At 74.1% G+C, this 17513-nt stretch carries 9 protein-coding genes; 4 read left to right on the forward strand and 5 right to left on the reverse strand.

Features of this window, described 5'->3' with window-relative positions; translation table 11 throughout:
• Positions 1-430: 430 nt before the first annotated feature.
• Positions 431-997: a MarR family winged helix-turn-helix transcriptional regulator gene (locus ACFYNP_RS30660; RefSeq protein ID WP_388418793.1), complete on the reverse strand. Its 567-nt coding sequence runs from the start codon at positions 995-997 to the stop codon at positions 431-433.
• A gap of 185 nt (positions 998-1182) precedes the next feature.
• Here ACFYNP_RS30660 and ACFYNP_RS30665 point away from each other — a divergent pair, with 185 nt between their 5' ends.
• Positions 1183-2463, forward strand: a complete 1281-nt coding sequence (locus ACFYNP_RS30665; RefSeq protein WP_388790263.1) for an MFS transporter — start codon at positions 1183-1185, stop codon at positions 2461-2463.
• 161 nt (positions 2464-2624) lie between these two features.
• Here the strand turns inward: ACFYNP_RS30665 and ACFYNP_RS30670 are convergent, their stop codons facing one another.
• The gene (locus ACFYNP_RS30670) at positions 2625-4265 is read right to left on the reverse strand and encodes a SpoIIE family protein phosphatase (RefSeq protein ID WP_388418796.1); all 1641 of its coding nucleotides are present in this window, start codon (positions 4263-4265) and stop codon (positions 2625-2627) included.
• A gap of 182 nt (positions 4266-4447) precedes the next feature.
• Positions 4448-5821, reverse strand: coding sequence for an NAD(P)/FAD-dependent oxidoreductase (locus tag ACFYNP_RS30675; protein ID WP_388790054.1), 1374 nt, complete (start codon positions 5819-5821; stop codon positions 4448-4450).
• Between the two features lie 324 nt (positions 5822-6145).
• Here ACFYNP_RS30675 and ACFYNP_RS30680 point away from each other — a divergent pair, with 324 nt between their 5' ends.
• Positions 6146-7093, forward strand: a complete 948-nt coding sequence (locus ACFYNP_RS30680) for a TetR/AcrR family transcriptional regulator (RefSeq protein WP_388790057.1) — start codon at positions 6146-6148, stop codon at positions 7091-7093.
• Between the two features lie 212 nt (positions 7094-7305).
• Positions 7306-9375 (forward strand): sigma-70 family RNA polymerase sigma factor, encoded by a 2070-nt coding sequence (locus ACFYNP_RS30685; protein WP_388790059.1) that lies wholly within the window; start codon positions 7306-7308, stop codon positions 9373-9375.
• A gap of 348 nt (positions 9376-9723) precedes the next feature.
• Here ACFYNP_RS30685 and ACFYNP_RS30690 read toward each other — a convergent pair whose 3' ends face one another.
• Entirely contained in the window at positions 9724-12900 is a 3177-nt protein-coding gene (locus tag ACFYNP_RS30690; RefSeq protein WP_388790063.1) for a BTAD domain-containing putative transcriptional regulator, read from the reverse strand.
• Between the two features lie 243 nt (positions 12901-13143).
• Complete coding sequence (locus ACFYNP_RS30695; RefSeq protein WP_388418808.1) at positions 13144-15285, reverse strand: asparagine synthase-related protein; 2142 nt, start codon at positions 15283-15285, stop codon at positions 13144-13146.
• A gap of 768 nt (positions 15286-16053) precedes the next feature.
• Here ACFYNP_RS30695 and ACFYNP_RS30700 point away from each other — a divergent pair.
• Positions 16054-17469, forward strand: a complete 1416-nt coding sequence (locus ACFYNP_RS30700) for an MFS transporter (RefSeq protein WP_100579725.1) — start codon at positions 16054-16056, stop codon at positions 17467-17469.
• Positions 17470-17513: the final 44 nt, after the last annotated feature.

Raw genomic sequence — 17513 nt, forward strand, 5'->3', positions numbered from 1 at the left:
ATTTCCTCGGTGCCTTTCAGGTTCTCCCTCTCGGGTTTCCCTTTCCGGCGGCTCCGACTCTATCAGATCCTTTCGGGCCCGATTCCCGGTCTCCCGGGGCCAAGTCGGCTTGTCTTCACGGCCGTTGGGCCGTTCCGACTCCCGAACCCTAGCGGATTTTCCCGGCAACCCGTAATCGGGGCTTCCGGTCCCCATCGAAATGAATTCGGCATGCCGAAAACATTCCCGGTCGGGAGATCGTGCTGAGTTGGGGTGCCGCAGAATCTGCGGCGGATGGTTGTCGCAGAACCGATACGGCTCCGTGGCAACCCGAAGAACTTTACGGATCGGGACGGCCCGTGTCAACCCCGGCCCCGGCTCCTGTCCACTGGTTTTTCACCGGGTCTCCGTCGCGGGGCCCGTCACCCTCCCCGCCCCCTCGCTGAACGTCTCAGTCGAGGTCGGTGAGCCGGCCGCCCGCGTCCGGCTGGGCGTGCTCGACCCTGCGGAGCAGGCGGATCAGCATCTCGCCCAGGACGCCGCGCTCCTGCGGGGAGAGGTCCTGGAGGAGCTCCTCCTCGAAGTCGCTGGCCATACGCATGGCCTCCAGCCACTTCGTCCGGCCCTCGTCCGTCAGCTCGACGATGACGCGCACCCGGTTGTTCTCGTCCCGGTCGCGCGTGACCAGGCCCTCGCCGGCCATGCGGTCGATGCGGTGGGTCATCGCGGCCGGGGTGAGGCCGAGGCGCTTGGCGAGTTCGCCGGGGCCCAGACGGTAGGGCTCGCCCGCGAGCAGCAGGGTCTTGAGGACCTCCCACTCGGCGTTGCTGATGCCGAGCGCGGCGACCTGGCGGCCGTACGCGACGTTCATCCGGCGGTTGAGGCGGCCCAGGGCCGACACGACCTTTTCGACCTGGGGGTCGAGGTCGCGGTACTCCCGCTGGTACGCGGCGATCTGCTCGTCGAGGGTCGGCTCCTGTGGGCCGTCGGGCTCGGCGGGCTCGGGGGTCTCAGCCATGTCGCGAGTATGGCACGGGGTTCGTTGGCGTCTAAGTCCTTGAGTGTGTATTGTTAAGGCTCTAACTTTAGTGTTGAAGTCTTCAGATCTGAGCCCTTCACGTTCGAGCCCAGCGGCTCACGTCCCCGGGCGCCCCAGGTTCTCCAAGCTTCCAGACCCCCAAGGTGGTGAGTGTGACCAAGGCGATGGGTGCAGCGATGCGCCGGATCCAGGCAGGTAACGCGCTGAGCGCGTTCGGACTCGGATTCACCGTTCCGTACCTCTATGTCTATGTGGCCCAGGTGCGAGACCTCGGTGCGACGACGGCCGGTGTCGTGCTCGCCGTCTTCGCCATGGCCGCGCTCGTGGTGCTCCCCTTCACCGGTCGCGTCATCGACCGGCGCGGGCCGCTGCCGGTGCTGGTGGGCGCGGCGCTGCTCGCCTCCGTCGGCGCGCTGAGCATGGGCTTCGCCTCCAGCGTGCCCGCCGCCGTGGCCTCGGCCGCGCTGCTCGGCGCCGGCACCGCCGTGATGCAGCCCGCGCTCGCGACGATGATCGTCTGGTGCTCCGGTCCCGCGACCCGCACCCGCGCCTTCGCCATGCAGTTCTTCCTGCAGAATCTCGGGCTCGGCATCGGCGGGCTCATCGGCGGCCAGATCGTCGACAAGAACCGCCCGGACACCTTCATCCTGCTGTTCTCCATCGAGGCCGCGATGTTCCTGGTGCTCGCCGGAGTCGCCGCGTCCGTGCGCATGCCGCGCGCGGTCGCCGTTCCGGACGCGCGTCCCAAGGGTGAGCAGGACGCCGGCGGCGGGATCCGGGCGATCCTCGGGCACCGGGCGATGGTGCAGCTGTGTGTGCTCGGCTTCGTGGTGTTCTTCGCCTGCTACGGCCAGTTCGAGTCCGGGCTCGCCGCGTACGGCACCGAGGCCGCGGGGATCCAGCCCTCGACGCTCGGCCTCGCGCTGGCCGCCAACACGGCCGTCATCGTGGTCGCGCAGTTCCTGGTGCTGAAGTTCGTGGAGCGCCGGCGCCGCAGCCGTGTCATCGCGTCCGTCGGTCTGATCTGGGCCGTGGCGTGGATCGCGGCCGGTTACGCCGGGCTCGGGCACGGCAGCCAGGCGATGGCGACGGCCGCCTTCGTCTCGACGTACGCCCTGTTCGGGCTCGGCGAAGCGATGCTGTCGCCGACCGTGGCGCCGCTCGTCGCCGATCTCGCGCCGGAGTCGATGGTCGGGCAGTACAACTCGGCGTTCGCACTGGTCAAGCAGCTCGCGCTGGCCGTCGGTCCGGCGGTCGGCGGGCCGATGGGGGCCGCGCTGCACGGCCCGTACATCGTGACGTTCGTGCTGTTCTCGCTCGGGATCACCTTCCTCGCGCTGCGGCTCGGCAAGAAGCTCACGCTCGCGCAGGACCATCCGATGCTCGCGAGCGGCTCGCGCGTGGTCGCGGTGCACCTGCCGGAGCAGGCACCCGCCAACGCCTGACCCGGCCGGGGCCCGCCCGTCGGAGCCGGCCGCAGTCGATGCGGCTCGGCTCCCCGGCGGGCCCGCGCCCGGAGCGAGAGCGCTTCCGCAGCCGCCGTCCGTCTCCCCGTGGGCGTATCGCTCGTGGATCGTCGGCCACGGCCGAAGCGTCCCGGCAGGCCTCAGGGCCTGCCCGGCAGCGCGAACTCGCACCACACCGCTTTGCCGCCGCCCGGAGTGCGGCGCGAACCCCAGGACGAGGCGATCGTCGCGACGATCGAGATGCCTCGTCCTGCTTCGTCCCCGGGCTCGGCGCGGCGGCGCCTCGGCAGGTGGTCGTCGCCGTCCGTCACCTCGATGATCAGGCGGCGGTCGGTGCGGCGGAGCCGCAGGCGCATCGGCGGGGTGCCGTGCTGGAGCGAGTTGGCCACCAGCTCGCTCGCGGCCAGCACGCCCAGGTCGCGCAGCTCCACCGGGAAGCGCCAGGAGGCGAGCACGCCCGAGGCGAACGCCCGGGCGCGCGGGGCCGCTTCGATGCCGCCGAGCAGGTCGAGGGCCGCGTTGTGGAAGAGCTCGGCGGCCGGGCCCGTACGGGCGGGGTGCTGGCAGACCAGGACCGCGACGTCGTCGTCGTGTTCGGCCGTGACGCCGAGCGAGCGCAGCAGCCGGTCGCACACCACCTGCGGGGTGCCGACCGCGCCGGACAGCGCGCGCTCCAGGGCGGCCACGCCCTCGTCGATGTCCTCCCGGCGCCGCTCGACCAGGCCGTCCGTGTAGAGGACTGCGGTGGCGCCCGGCGGCAGGGCGATCGTGCCCGAGGTGTGCAGCCAGCCGCCGGTGCCGAGCGGCGGGCCCGTCGGATCCTCGGCGCGGTGGACGGTGCCGTCCTCATGGCGTACCAGAACGGGCAGGTGGCCCGCCGACGCGTACACCAGGCGGCCCTCGTTGGGGTCGTGCACGGCGTAGACGCAGGTGGCGATCTGGCTGGCGTCGATCTCGGCGGCCAGGCCGTCCAGGAGCTGGAGCACCTCGTGCGGGGGCAGGTCGAGGCGCGCGTACGCCCGCACCGCGGTGCGGAGTTGGCCCATCACGGCGGCGGCGCGCACGCCGCGGCCCATCACGTCGCCGATGACGAGCGCCGTGCGTCCCGCGCCCAGGGTGATCACGTCGTACCAGTCGCCGCCGACCGCCGCGTCCGTGCCGCCGGGCTGGTAGGTGGCGGCCACCCGCAGGTCGTCGGGCTGCTCCAGCTCCTGCGGGAGCAGGGAGCGCTGGAGGGTGACGGCGGTCTCGCGGTGGCGGCGCTCGCTGGTGCGCAGCCGCTCGGCGGCCTCGGCGTGATCGGTGACGTCGGCGGCGAAGACGAGCACGCCGCCTTCGGCGTGGCCGGGGACCTCCACCGGGGTGCACGTCACCGTGTACGACCCGGCGGCCCGGGTCTTGCGGGACTTGACCGTACGGGGCTTGCCGCTGCGCAGCACCTGGTCCATCAGCGGGAGCAGGCCGAGCTCGTCGAGCTCGGGCAGCGCCTTGGCGGCCGGGGCGCCGAGCGGGCGGTGGCCGAAGGCCGCGGCGTAGGCGTCGTTGACGTACGCGATGCGGTGTTCGGGACCGTGCAGGAGCGCGACCAGGGCGGGGAGCTGGCCCAGGACGTCCCGCACGGAGAGGTCGTCCAGGACCGGGGGCTCGGCCGTGTCGTCCGGCCAGGGCTGCGGCTGCGGCCCGGATTCGCCGCGGGCGGCGGGCACGGAGCCCCGGTCGGTCCGTGCTGCGGCGCGGCGCTGCGTACCGGGGAGCCGGGCGCTCCAACGCGTGAAGTTCACGGTGTTCCAAGCCTCGTGTGTTGCTGCGGGTGCTGTGCTGCCGGTGCCGGCCGCGGGGGCTGTGCCGCCGGTGGTGTGGTGCCGGTCCTGGTGCGGTGCTGGGTCGGTCGCGGGATCACTCTGTGCAGGTGTGGGCCCACCTATGGTCACACGTCCAGTGTGACGGACCGCACTGACAACCGTCAGTCGTCGTGGGGCGACGGGCCCTTCGCGGGCAGGCCGCCGCCCGCGGCGATCTCGAACTCGGCCCGCGGGTGCTCCAGCGAGCCGAGCGAGACGATCTCCCGTTTGAAGAGCCCGGCGAGGGTCCATTCGGCGAGCACCCGGGCCTTGCGGTTGAAGGTGGGGACGCGGCTCAAGTGGTAAGCGCGGTGCATGAACCAGGCCGGGTAGCCCTTGAGTCTGCGGCCGTAGACATGGGCGACGCCCTTGTGCAGGCCGAGGGAGGCGACCGAGCCGACGTACTTGTGCCGGTACTCCTTGAGCTCGCCGCCCCGCACCGCCGACGCGATGTTCTCGGCGAGCACCTTCGCCTGGCGCACGGCGTGCTGCGCGTTGGGCGCGCACTCCTTGCCCTTCTCGTCCGAGGTGAGGTCGGGGACGGCGGCCGCGTCGCCGGCCGCCCAGGCGTGTTCGGTGCCGGCGACGCGCAGTTCGGCGGTGCACTCGATCCGGCCGCGTTCGGTCAGGGGCAGATCGGTGGCGGCGAGGACGGGGGCGGGCTTGACGCCCGCCGTCCACACGACGGTCCGGGTGGGGAAGCGCGCGCCGTCGCTGAGGACCGCGACCCGGTGCTCGCAGCTGTCGAGCCGGGTCCGCAGGCGTACGTCGATGTTGCGGGCGCGCAGCTCGCGGATCGCGTACCGGCCCATCTCCTCGCCGACCTCGGGCAGGATCCGGTCGCTGGCCTCGACGAGGATCCACTTCAGGTCCTCGGGGCGGATGTTGTGGTAGTACCGCGCGGTGTAGCGGGCCATGTCCTCCAGCTCGGCGAGCGCTTCCACGCCCGCGTAGCCGCCGCCGACGAACACGAAGGTCAGGGCCGCGTCGCGGATGGCCGGGTCGCGTGTCGACGAGGCGATGTCCATCTGCTCGATGACGTGGTTGCGCAGGCCGATGGCCTCCTCGACGGTCTTGAAGCCGATGGCGTGGTCGGCGAGGCCGGGGACCGGCAGGGTGCGCGAGACCGAGCCGGGCGCGAGGACGAGTTCGTCGTACGCCAGCTGGATGGTGCCGGTGCCGTCCTCGGGCGAGGCGAGGGTGGTGACGGTCGCGGTGCGCCGCGCGTGGTCGACGCGGCCGGCCTCGCCGATGACGATCCGGCACCGGTCCAGGACCCGGCGCAGCGGCACCACGACATGGCGCGGGGAGATGCTTCCGGCCGCCGCCTCGGGCAGGAACGGCTGGTACGTCATATACGGGTCCGGGGCCACCACGGTGATCTCGGCCGCCCCGCTCCGCAGCTCTGCCGTGAGCCGCCGTTGCAGGCGCAGCGCCGTGTACATCCCGACGTATCCGCCGCCGACCACGAGAATGCGCACAGGTTCTGTCACCACCCCATGACGCAACGGGCCTCGGGCTTTGTCCACAGCCCCGACAAATTGTGTGACTGGAGGGTGCTGCTGGGGCGGGTGGCGACTTCTCGCAAGGGTGAGGACAGATCCGCAGGTCAAGGGGTGAGTGACACGTGCTGGGGCGGGCCCGATTCGGTCAGGTTTCGGTCTTTGGTCCGATCGGGGGGCACACCGTGCGGAGGAACCTCTTCTGAATTGAGTCCGGCTCAACTATGTTCGTATTCCGTCGAGGTGCCGGGTGATGACCGGGTCTCGGCTGTCAGGGGCGGGGAGTCTCCGGGGGGAGACGTTAATACCGGGGGATAAATGCACATTCAGGACTCTCATTGGCAGACCGCCGTCGCGGCGTCCGACGGCAACGGTCGCGTGGGTACGGGTCCGAGCGGCGGCGGATCGCGTTCCGCGCCGTTGCGGGTGGATGCCCAGCGCAACCTTGAGCACGTACTGCGCGCGGCGCGCGAGGTGTTCGGCGAGCTCGGCTACGGGGCGCCGATGGAGGACGTGGCGCGCCGGGCCAGGGTCGGGGTGGGCACGGTCTACCGGCGCTTCCCCAGCAAGGACGTCCTGGTGCGGCGGATAGCCGAGGAGGAGACGGCGCGCCTGACGGACCAGGCCCGCACGGCCCTCGGCCAGGAGGACGAGCCCTGGTCGGCGCTCTCCCGCTTCTTGCGCACCTCGGTGGCCTCGGGCGCCGGAAGGCTGCTTCCGCCCCAGGTGCTGCGGGTCGGCAGGGACGCCGAGCAGTCCGACGAGGTGCGCCCCGAGGGCGTACGTCCGGAGGCACCCCGGACGGACGGCTTCCGGACGGACGGCCCCCGGACGGATGTCCCGCGAGCCGACGGGCCCCGGGTGGATGGGCTGTCCCGTGTCGATGGGCTGCGGGCCGACGGACTGCGCGTTGACGGGCCGCGGGCCGACGGCGTACGCGACGGCCTCGACGAGGCGCGGGTGCCGCAGCAGCGTCAGGTCGGCACGGCCGATCAGGGCGCCGGCTGGGGCCGGGTCGTCGAGCAGCGGGCGGCGTCCGAGCCGGAGCTGGACGACGCGGGAGCGGCCGAGCTGCTCGACGTGGTGGGGCAGTTGGTGGACCGGGCCCGTGCGGCGGGTGCGCTGCGCGTCGATGTGACCGTGGCCGATGTGCTCCTGGTGATAGCCACGGCGGCGCCCTCGCTGCCGGACGCCGCCCAACAGGCGGCGGCCTCGGCGCGGTTGCTCGACATCCTCCTGGAGGGGCTTCGCTCACGCCCGTCCTGACGGTCAACTCGCGTACGCGTCAGGCGGGTTGAAACCCGACGGACGACCTCGACCGAGCCTGGCAGCCTTCCCCGAAAGAGTGACGGCTAGTGCTCGGGTGCGGTAAGTGTCCCCGGATGAGTGGTTGCCGGGTCTGACACTCGGCTCCGCTTGCGCTCTGTGGCAGGCTTGCCCGGTGGTCGGGTCTGGGCGTGCTTACGGGAGCTTCCGCTATGGGCGTTGAAGAGCGGGACGAGTCACTCTCGGACGGCGGCGGCCCCGAATCGGGCGGCCCCGGGGGTGGTCGTCCGCCGCGCCAGGTGCCGAGCCAGGGCGGTCCCGGCAAAGCCGTGCCGGGCGGCTCCGCGTCGGTGCCGGGGCAGAACGTCACCGGTTCCGGTTCCGAGCACCTGGGTGCGTCCGAGTTCGGCGTGAACGAGCTCGGGGTGAGCGAGCCGGGCGTGAACGAGCCCGGCGGGACCGTACTGCCCGGCCCCTGGGGGCCGATGGACGGGGTCGGCGAGCCCGGCGCGAGCGTGCCGTCGCAGCGCGAGGGCGGGCTTCGCGACGGCATGACGCTCGACCTCGCCGAGGCCGGCCAGTCCGACGCGGACCTCATCCACGCGATGCGGGCCGGTGACGACAGTGCGTACGAGCAGCTGTTCCGGCGGCACTCGGAGGCCGTGCGGCGCTATGCCCGCAGCTGCTGCCGTGACGCGCACACCGCGGACGACCTGACGGCGGAGGTCTTCGCGCGCACGCTCCAGGCGGTCCGCGGCGGAGCCGGGCCCGAACAGGCCGTGCGGGCCTATCTGATGACCACCGTGCGCCGGGTCGCGGCCTCGTGGACGAGGACCGCCAAGCGGGAGCAACTGGTCGACGACTTCGCGGTGTTCGCGCAGCAGTCGGCGCGGTCGTCCGAGGTGTCCGACGACGACACCATCGACCTGGGCGCCGATGTGCGGGCCATGCACGAGGCCGAGCAGACGCTCGCCATGCAGGCGTTCCGCTCGCTGCCCGAGCGCTGGCAGGCGGTGCTGTGGCACACCACCGTCGAGGAGGAGTCCCCGAGCGAGATCGCGCCGCTGTTCGGGCTGACCGCCAACGCGACGGCGGTGCTGGCCAGTCGGGCCCGTGAAGGACTCAAGCAGGCCTATCTCCAGGCCCATGTCTCCAGCGCGCTCACCTCCGGCGGGGACTGCGCGCGCTACGCGGACCGGCTCGGCGCCTATGCGCGCGGCGGCCTGCGGATGCGGGCCGAGCGCGGGCTCAGCAAGCACCTGGACGAGTGCGCCAAGTGCCGGGTCGCGGTCGTCGAGCTCAAGGACGTCAACGCCGGGATTCCCGCGCTGCTTCCGGTCGCGGTCATCGGCTGGTTCGCCGCCGGGTTCTCGCTCAAGGCGGCCGGGGTCGTCGCGGGCGGTGCCGCCGGGGCCGCGGGCGCCGGTGCGGCGGCCGCGGCGACGGGTGGCTCGTCCGGCGGTGCGGCGGGGGGTGCGGCCGGAGGTGCGGCGGCCTCGGAGGGGCTGGGCGCCCCGGCCAAGGCCGGTATCGCGGCGGCGGTGGCCGTCGCGGTGGCGGCGGGGGTGGTGTTCGCGCTGACCGGCAACGACTCGGCGCCGCCGAAGCCGGACGCGAAGCCGCCCGCGGTGGCGCCCGTCGCTCCGCAGAAGCCGCCGCCCCCGAGTCCGTCACCGCCCTCGGCGCCGGCGCCGGTGCCGCCCGCGCCCGCCCCCTCGCCCCCGCCGAAGAAGCCGGCCGCCCGGCCGACCCCGCCGAAGCCGACGCGTCCGGCGCCCGTGCCGCCCCGGCCGGCGCCGCCGAAGCCGACCCCGCCCCGGCCGACGCCTCCCCCGCCCCCGCCCGCGCCGACGGTGTTCCAGGTGAACCGCCTGGACTACGGCATCCTCGGCGACGGCACCAAGCCCGAGGTGCGGCTGGGCGGGTCCAGCTGGCTGTGGCAGCGCTCCGGCATGAGCGTGGGCGAGCACCGCTACGCGCACGGGGTGACCGTGCACGGCCGCTCCTCGGTGACCATCGACCTCAACCGCCAGTGCCGTACGTACGACGCGTACGCGGGGGTGGACGACCTCACCATGGGGCTCGGGGCGGTGCGGTTCTCCCTCTACGGGGACGGGGCGAGGCTGTGGCGGTCGCCAGTGCTGCGGGGTGGCGATCCCGCGGTGCCGGTGCACGCCGACATCTCCGGCCGCCGCACGATCCGGCTCGTCGTCGAGCCGGCCGGCCCGTTCGGCGGGGTCGCCCTCGCGGACTGGGCCCAGTCCCGGATCGGCTGCGGCTAGGGCCCCTCCGCGGCCCGGGTCGGCTCACTGAGGGGGCTGTGCCTTCGGCTCCGGCCTCGGGATGCCCCCGTGGTGGGTGCGCTCTGCCTCTGGGGCCGGCCGGGGAACCGGATCCCCGCGTGTGGTGGTCGAGTGCGGCTCGCTCGGGGGCCGTTCGCACCGTTCCCCCGCGACCCTGCGGGCGACCCGGCACCTCGATGCCGCGCACGGACACGGGCCCGCACCCTCGTAGGCGACCCGGCGTCCGAAGGCCGCGGCCCAGCGATCGCAGCCACCGCGGCCGAGCCGCGCGCAGGCACCCACCCGCACCCCCCGTAGGGACCCGGCGCCGAACTGTCCGGGACCGGACTACGTGGATCCGAGTTCGGTCAGGAGGTGCAGGGCTTCGGCGGGGGTCAGGGGTGGGGCGGTGGTGGCCTCCATGTATTGCTCGGGGGTGAGGGCCTGGTGGGCCCGGGTCGTGATGGCGGCCTTGACGGACCGTTCCGGGAGGGACCGCGGGATCGGGCCGCGCCAGACGGAGGCCGCCGCGAGGACCCGTACCGCGGCTTCGTGCCGGTCCAGGTCGCCGAGCAACTGGGCGGCACGCTCGGCGAGATGGGCCAGGACCATCTCCGTGCAGGCGGAGTCCAGCGCCGTGCGCAGCGCGTCCGTCATGGCGCGCAGACCCGCCGAAGGCCCCTCGTCGGCGGCGGCGATCCGGGCGCGCAGGCCGTCCAGGAGCGCGACGAAGTGCGCGGGCGGGGGATCGAACGCCGCGAACTCGCGGGCCCGCGCGTGCAGGGTGCGGGCGGCTTCGACCTCGCCCCGGTCGAGCGCGACGGTGGCGAGCACCGAGTGGACGTAGGGCATCGCGTCGGGCACCCGGTAGCGGTCCGCCTCCGCCGCGGCGTTCCGGAGGTGTTTCTCGGCAGCCGCCAAGTCGCCTTCGCGATAGGCGAGTTCACCCACGCGGGCGGTGAGGAAGGGCGCCTCCTGGTGGGCACCCACCTCGCGGGCCAGCTGGAGCGCCTCCTCGTAGGCGGTACGGGCCGGCTCCACGAGGCCGCGCACCATCGCCGCCTCGGCGGCGGCCCCGGCCACCTGGGCGCGCATCCAGCGGTCGCCCACCCGGCGCCCGAGTTCGCGCAGTTCGGCGAGGTCGTCGTCGATGTCCGCCATGCCGCCGGGCACGTCCATGCTCATGTGGGTGCGGAACATGAGGGACACCCCGACCGCCCAATCGGATCCGTGGAGGCGGCAGTTGGCGACGACCGCCTCGATGGAGGTGCGCACCATCTCGGGGGTGTCGGTGCGGAACGTCGTGAACGGCCACAGCAGCCCCGGGAAGCGGGCCGCCTGCGGGCCGCCTGCCTCGAAGGCCTTGCGCAGTACGAGGATGCGCTCCTGCACCCCGGGGTCGGTGAATTCGGACCGCTGGTCGGAGTCGGACAGCAGGAAGAAGCGGAGCAGGTCGAGGTGGAGGCGCGGCCAGTGGCGCGGGTCCGACTCGTCGGTGGGCGCAGGCGAGAGCGCCGTGATGGCCCGGGACCAGTTGGCGCCCTCGTTGCGGTAGTTGCGCAGCCACCAGAACCAGCCCATGTCCAGGGCGAGTTCGGCGGCCGCCGCCTCGTCGGGGGCGGGCCCGGCCGTGGTGCGGCGCAACACGGCCCGCACGTTGTCGAGTTCGGTCTCCAGGCGGTCGATCCAGGGGAGCTGCTCGTGCGAGCGGACGAGCGGTTCGGCCCGGCGGACCAGGTCGCGGTAGTACGCGGTGTGGGCCCTGGCCGCCTCGCGCAGCGCCTCGGGGGTCTCGGCGGCCCGCTCGGCGGCGTACTCGTGGATGGTCTCCAGCATGCGATAGCGCATGCCGGTGCCGTCCGCCGCGGGTACGGCGACGACCAGGGACTTCTCGACGAGGGCGGCGAGCTCGTCGGGGCCGCCGCACACCGCCTGGGCGGCGTCGAGGTCCCAGCCGCCGGCGAAGACGGAGGCGCGGCGCAGCACGTCCCGCTCGGCTTCGTCGAGCAGGTCCCAGGACCAGTCGACGACGGCTCGCAGGGTCTGCTGCCTGGGCAGTACCGTGCGGCTGCCGGTGGTGAGCAGGCGGAAGCGGTCGTCGAGGCGGGCCGCGATCTGACGCGGGGTGAGCAACCGCAGCCGGGCGGCGGCCAGTTCGATGGCGAGCGGCAGTCCGTCGAGGCGACGGCAGATCTCGGCGACGGCTTCGGGGTCGGCGTCCGGGTCGAAGTCGGGGCGGACGGCGCGGGCACGCTCGGCGAACAGGCGGTGGGCCGGGACGGGCGCGAGCGGCTCGACGGGTCGGACCGCCTCGCCGGGCACGCCGAGCGGTTCGCGGCTGGTGGCGAGTACGCGGAGCCGGGGACAGCGGGTCAGGAGCGTCTCGGCGAGGTGCGCCGCGGCGTCGATGACGTGCTCGCAGTTGTCGAGGACGAGCAGCGTGTCGGGCCGGCGGGAGAGGTCCTCGACGAGCCGGGCCGTCGGGTCGTCCAGGGCGGCCTTGGCGCCGCCCTGCGCCAGCAGCGTCGTCTCGCGCAGTCCGAGCGCGGAGACCACCGCTCCGGGCACGGCCTCGGGCTGGTCGAGCGGGGCGAGTTCGACGAGCCAGCTCTCGGCGGGCGCCGCCGTTGCGGCCTGTTCGGCGAGGCGGGTCTTGCCGGTGCCACCGGGGCCTATGAGGGTGACGAGCCGCGAGGCGGTCAAGTCGGCCTGAATAGCGGCGAGTTCGGCCTCGCGTCCGACGAAGGAGGTCAGCCGCGGGCGGAGGTTGCCGGGACGGGGAGGCGCCTCGGCGGGGCCGGTCGCGGGCGCCGACTCCAGCAACTGGGCGTGCAGGGCGGTGAGTTCGGGCCCGGGGTCGGCGCCGAGGGCATCGGCCAGAGTGCGGCGGGCCTTGTCGTACGCGGCGAGCGCCTCGGCGCCGCGGCCCTCGGCGCGCAGTGTACGGATGAGCTGCGCGTGCAGCGTCTCGTCGTACGGGTGGGCGCCGAGCAGTTCCGTCAGCTCGGGCAGCAGCCCGCTCGTGGCGCCGCGCCGCAGGTCCGCCTCGATGCGGCCCCGGCGGGCGGCCAGGTACTGGGCCTCGGGACGCAGGGCCGCGTCGCGTTCGGGCAGGTCGGCGAGGGCGGGGCCGCGCCACAGGGCGAGGGCGGCGCGCAGGGTGTCGGCGGCGGCCCCCGGGTCACCCGCGGCGAGCTGGGCCGCGCCCTCGGCCGCGCGGTCCTCGAAGACGTACAGGTCAATGTCGTGGCGCGCGGCGAGCAGCCGGTATCCGCCCGGCCCCGACTCCACGGCCGTCCGGCCGACCGCCCGGCGCAGCCGGCCCACCAGCGCCTGGAGGGCGGCGGGCGCGTCCTGGGGCGGGTCGTCGGCCCATACGTCGTTGATGAGCACGGACACGGAGACGGGCCGGGGGGCGCGGGACGCCAGGGCGGTCAGCAGCGCGCGCACCCTGGGCCCGCCCAGGGATATGGCGGTGCCCCGCTCGTCGTACGCCTCCGTGGCGCCCAGGATCAGGTACCGCACGCGCTCATTGTGACGGGCTTTGGCCGGGAGGGGTGAATCGTTTTCCTCCGGGCACCCCGGGCCGGTTCCAGCGGGCAACCTAACGGGCGCGCGGGGCCGATTCCCTGCGGGCAACCTGCCGGACACCCCGGGCCGGTCCCAGCGGGCAACCTGCCGGGCGCGCGGGGAGCCGCGCACCCGGCCCACCGACGGGACACCGCGTCGCACCCGGCCCACCGACGGGACACCGGATGGGGCGGGGCTTCAGGACCGCAGTGTCGGCCGTCGGGGCGGCACCACTCCGCCCGCCACCGCGCGCTGACGGGGAGCCGCCGTGCCCGTCCAGCACGTACCCCGGCGGGCCAGCAGCCGGCGCAGCCACAGTTCGGTGGAGATCAGGTCGGCCAGGCCGTCCAGCGGAAGGGGTTCACCCGCGGCGGCCGCCCGGACCGCCCGGCGGACCGTACGGGCCTCGATCAGGCCCGCGTCCGCGAGCAGCGGCGCTTCGAAGAGGGAGATCAGCGGATCGGCCGACTGGCGCAGGCCGGCCCGGGCGACGGCGGCGGAGGGGGTGAGGGAGGGGGTGCCCCAGCCGGGGGGCAGATCGCGCACCCCGGACGCCGAGAGCACCGTGCGCAGGATCGAGGCGCGGGCGCCGGGCTGGACCCGCAGCGATTCGGGCAGGGCGCGGCAGGCCCGTACGACCTGGTTGTCCAGGAAGGGGGCGTGCAGGCGCTGGCTGCGCACCTCGGCGGCCTGTTCCAGGACCCGGTGATCGGCCGCGTACCGGGCGAGGGCCGCCGACGCGCGGGCCTCGCCGGGGCGCAGCGAAGGGGCCGGGCGGGTCGCCGAGGCCATCAGGCGTACCGATACTTCGGCGAGCGCCTCCCCCGTCAGCCAGCGTGCGGCCGGGCCCGGACGGGTCCAGGACAGGGCGGCGAGCGAGATCGACAGCGGGCTCGCGCCGTCGTCGAAGCGGGGCTCGCGCAGGGCGTCCGCCGCGGATTCGATGCCGGTGCGGTAGGGGGTGCGGGCCAGTCGGCGGGCCGCGCGGTAGACGGTGAGGGGCACGAACAGGGAGTTGGCCGAGGGGCCGCCGGCCTTGGCGAGCGCGGTGGCCGGGCGCAGCAGATGCCGCCGCTGACGGTCCATCAGAAGGTCGGCCAGGCGCGCTGGATGGGCGTCCAGGACCTGCCGTGCGCCGCTTCCGGTGAAGTGGTCGGCACTGCCCGACAGGAGGCGGCGGCGGTGGCGCGGGGCCGCGATCAGGGAGGGGCCGGGCTCGTCGGTGAGCGGGCCTTCGAGGTCCGCGTACGGCAGGGACTCCTCGTCGCCGGTCACCACCACGTGGTGCAGCCGGGGGTTGGCGGCCATCGCGCCGGCCCGCTCCAGCTCCGCCTGCCGGCCCGCGCCCGGCACGGTCAGGTCGTTGAAGGTGACGGCCAGCAGCCGCTCGCCCGCACCGGTGCCGTGGCCGAGGACGGTGCCGGGTACGCCGGGCAGACCGGCCGCGAGCAGGGCGAGGGTGGCGGATGCGGGGCCGCCGGAGAGGTCGGACCCTATGCCGGGGGCAGGTCCCCCGCGGGCGGCGCGCCGCTCGGCGGGACCCATGCCGGGGACCGGGCCGGGGTCGGGCGGCAGGGTCTCGGGGGCGTGCCGGGGCGCGGTGAGCCTGGCCCGCACCGCGGACACCAGGGCGTCGCGCACTCCGTCCACCGCGGCGGCGGGCGGCAGTTGGGGCGCGGCGACCGCGAGGGAGGCGACCGGCTCGTACCCGGTGATCTCGCGCGAGCCCTCCCGCAGGACCAGCGCGTGGCCGGGCGGGATGCGGCGTACGCCCGCGTACGGCGTGGAGTCGCCGAGCGCCTCGGGCACATCGGGGCAGGCGAGCAGGGCGGCGAGGTGGCCGATGTCGAGCTGGGCCTCGATGAGGTCGGCGAGCGGAAGTGCCGCCGTGCCGTAGGCGGTTCCGCCCGCCCAGGGGGTGTAGAAGACGGGTCTCGCCCCCGCCAGGTCGCCAACGACCGTGACGCGTCTGGCCACTTGGGCGACGGCCGTATAGCTGCCGGGCCAGGCAGAGAGGTGGCGCAGTGCGCCCCCGCGCGCGGCGAACAGGCCGACGCGCAGCTCCTCGTCGGTGGCGGCGCAGCAGCCGAGGACGGCGAGCCGGGTGTCGGTGCCGACGCTGACGATGCGGATCTCGTCGGGCCGCCAGTCGCCCACCGCCCACAGCGGATCCGGGTCGCCCCACAGGAGTTGGGCCCCGACGGGGTGGACGGTACGGCCCTCGTCGGGCTCACCGACGGCGCCGGCCGTGCCGTATCCGCCCGCCGCGTACGCGCCCGTACCGTAGGTGTTCGTGCGGAAGCTTGCGGCGACGCTGCTCCACCCCACCAACCATCGCATCGCGCCTCCACAGGCTGTGGACAACTCGTGGACAACCCCGGACCGGCCCTCCGCGTGCCGCCCTGCCGGGAGGGTCCGTACGGGCCGAAGGAGGTCCGGGCCCCATGCTGCCACGACAAGGGCACGCCCGAGGGGCCCCGGGTAGCGGGCGCAACAAGTGAATTCGCCCCGGCGGGTGGCCGATTGGCATCGTTCTCGGGACGTACGGGACGGGTCCCGGGTGATCGACGGGACGGTCCGGAGGCCCGGGGGGAGGGGCGATATTCGGCCATTCTCCGGCCGTTGAGCAACGCTCACACGCGTCTCCGGAGACCCTCAACGCACAGTCCGGGAGGCGCTGTTCGCCTCCCGGACCGGTCCGCCGCCCGCGGGGATTGAGGCGGCGGTGTCCCCCAGCCCACTGGATCCATGCAGCGGGCCGACCCACGCACCACACATGGAAGCGTCCCCCTGGTGGACCGGCGAGAGCGCACGGCCGGGCGCACGGCCACACGGCGGGAGCGCGGCGGCGGCCACTCCCGCCGCACCCCGGCGCAACGGGTCCCGCGGCCGAGGCGCGCCCCCCGGGGTCGGCAACCGGCCGTACGGAAAACAATCTCGCCATACGGAAGACCGCCTCTTAACGGTCGGGATGCGGCGAACTACGCTGTGTTTACTGCTGTTCCTCACGGGTGGCATATTCCCGAGGGCTCGGCCACATGCTTTTGCGGCCGACGATCCGGACACCACACCGCCCGGGGGAACGCCGTCTGTGTCGAGGGGTGGCGCATGTCCAGGGAGCAACGCGGGCCGAACGAGAAGCTCGGCACCGTTCTCGCCCTCGCGGGAATCAGCAATGCCGGCCTGGCGCGACGGGTCAACGACCTCGGCGCGCAACGGGGCCTGACCCTTCGTTACGACAAGACCTCCGTGGCCCGGTGGGTCTCCAAGGGCATGGTGCCCCAGGGCGCCGCGCCGCATCTCATAGCCGCGGCCATCGGCGCCAAGCTGGGCCGGCCCGTCCCGCTGCACGAAATCGGCCTCGCCGACGCCGATCCGGCCCCCGAGGTCGGGCTCGCCTTCCCGCGCGACGTGTCGGAGGCGGTGCGCTCGGCGACCGATCTGTACCGGCTGGATCTGGCCGGGCGGCGGGCCGGCGGCGGCATCTGGCAGTCCCTCGCGGGCTCCTTCGCGGTCAGCGCGTACGCGACGCCCGCGTCCCGCTGGCTCATCACGCCCGCCGACTCCTCGGTGGCCCGCAGCACCGACCTGACCGACCTGCCACCGCTGAAAGTCGGCCACAGCGATGTGGCCAAGCTTCGCGAGGCGGCCGAGGACGCCCGCCGCTGGGACTCCAAGTACGGCGGCGGCGACTGGCGTTCGTCGATGGTTCCCGAGTGCTTACGCGTCGACGCCGCCCCGCTGCTGCTCGGCTCGTACAGCGACGAGGTGGGCCGTGCCCTGTTCGGCGCGACCGCCGAACTGACCCGGCTCGCCGGGTGGATGGCCTTCGACACCGGCCAGCAGGAAGCCGCCCAGCGCTACTACATCCAGGCCCTGCGGCTCGCGCGCGCCGCGGCCGACGTGCCGCTCGGCGGCTATGTGCTCGCCTCCATGTCGCTCCAGGCCACCTACCGCGGCTTCGCCGACGAGGGCGTCGACCTCGCGCAGGCCGCCGTCGAGCGCAACCGCGGGCTCGCCACCGCCCGCACCATGTCCTTCTTCCGCCTCGTGGAGGCACGCGCCCACGCCAAGGCCGGCGACGGGCACCCGGCCGAGGCCGCCCTGAAGGCCGCCGAGGCGTGGCTGGAACGCTCGCGCGAGGGCGACTGCGACCCGTCCTGGCTCGGCTTCTACTCCTACGACCGCTTCGCCGCGGACGCCGCCGAGTGCTACCGCGACCTGAAGGCGCCCCGGCAGGTGCGGCGCTTCACCGAGCAGGCCCTCTCGCGGCCCACCGAGGAGTTCGTCCGCTCGCACGGCCTGCGCCTGGTGGTCAGCGCGGTGGCCGAGCTGGAGTCGGGGAACCTGGACGCGGCCTGCGCGGCCGGCACCCGGGCCGTCGAGGTCGCGGGCCGGATCTCCTCGGCCCGTACCACCGAGTACGTACGCGATCTGCTGCACCGCCTGGAGCCGTACGGGGACGAGCCGCGCGTCGCCGAGCTGCGCGAACGGGCCAGGCCGCTGCTCGTGACCCCGGCATAGGGTCGCCGTCGGACGTTTACCGGGATTGTCAGTGGGCCAGTGCA

The sequence above is a fragment of the Streptomyces sp. NPDC006691 genome, from assembly GCF_042869955.1.
Classification (GTDB): Bacteria; Actinomycetota; Actinomycetes; order Streptomycetales; family Streptomycetaceae; genus Streptomyces.